At 78.6% G+C, this 1,118-nt stretch carries 1 protein-coding gene and 1 pseudogene; both read left to right on the top strand.

Annotated features, from left to right (window positions below; all coding sequences use genetic code 11):
- A partial coding sequence (locus tag AE652_RS38735; RefSeq protein WP_369808371.1) for a type II secretion system F family protein occupies positions 1-522 on the top strand: 522 nt, incomplete at its 5' end.
- Between the two features lie 152 nt (positions 523-674).
- Positions 675-1,118, top strand: a pseudogene (locus tag AE652_RS38730) (type II secretion protein F); the annotation flags it as partial.

Below are 1,118 nucleotides of genomic sequence, written 5' to 3'. Positions count from 1 at the left end.
GGGGACGTACCCGCCGCGCTGCACCTGCTGGCCGAACTTCCGGGCGGCAGTGGGGCCGCGGCCGTCGCGGCCTGCTGGCGGGTGGCCGAGGGCAGCGGATCGGGGTCGGCCGATGCGCTGGACCGGGTCGCGGAGGCGCTGCGCGGCGAGCGGGCGCTCGCGGAGGAGATCGCCGGGGAACTGGCAGGACCGCGCGCGACGATCGCCGTCCTGGCCGCGCTGCCGGGCGTCGGGCTGCTTCTCGGTGCGGCGCTCGGGGCGCACCCGCTGGAGGTCCTGCTGCACACCCCGGCCGGGCTGGGCTGCCTCGTGGCGGGGGCGGTCCTGGAAGGGCTGGGCGTGCTCTGGACGGCACGCATCGTCCGGGCGGCGGCCCACGGCGCGCTGGAGGCGCCGGCTGGGCGGGGTGGGCGGTGTGCGGCCTCAGGTCGTGCGGGGCCCGTTCTTCGGCCGGGCGAGCGGAGCCGCGGGCTGTCGCGGGTGCGCGCACGGGCGCTCGGGGTGGAAGCGGGGGCGAGGTGATGCGGGGCATCGAGTGGGCGGCTTTCGCCCTCACGGCAGGCGTGGTTGCTGCGGGGTGGGCGTCGGTGCGCGGCCGGGCGAGACGCCGACGGGTATTCGTCCGGACCCGGGGTGGAGAGGGGATCGGAAGGCGAACCAGGGCTGCTGCCTTGGTGGTTGAGCGTCGCCGACGGCTGTTGGTGGCGGGCGTCGCCGGGATCACGGCGGCGGTGCTGCTCGGTGGCGGCCGCGGGCTGGCCGTCGGGGTGCTGCTCGCGGTGGGCGTCCATCGCTGGTCGGCCCGGGTGCGCTCGCCGGCCGATCGCAGGGCGGCCCGCGAGGAGGAGCTGCTGACCAGGCAGCTCCCGCTGGGCGCCGAGCTGTTGGCGGCCTGCCTCGGCTCGGCGGCGCTCCCCTCGGAGGCCGTGTCGGCGGTGGGTCGAAGTGTGGGGGCGCCGCTGGGGCCCCGGCTGGCGGCGATCGGGGCCGAACTGGCCCTGGGCGCACCGCCGGAGCTGTGCTGGCACCGCCTGGGCGAGCAGCACCCGTCGCTGGCGCCGCTGGCCCGCTGTCTGGAGCGCAGCAGCCTCGGCGGCGTCCCCGCCGCCGGCCCGCTG

It is taken from the genome of Kitasatospora sp. MY 5-36, from assembly GCF_001182915.1.
Lineage (GTDB): Bacteria > Actinomycetota > Actinomycetes > Streptomycetales > Streptomycetaceae > Kitasatospora.
Note: the sequence above shows the minus strand (reverse complement) of the source record. Positions and strands in the feature narration are given on the sequence as shown.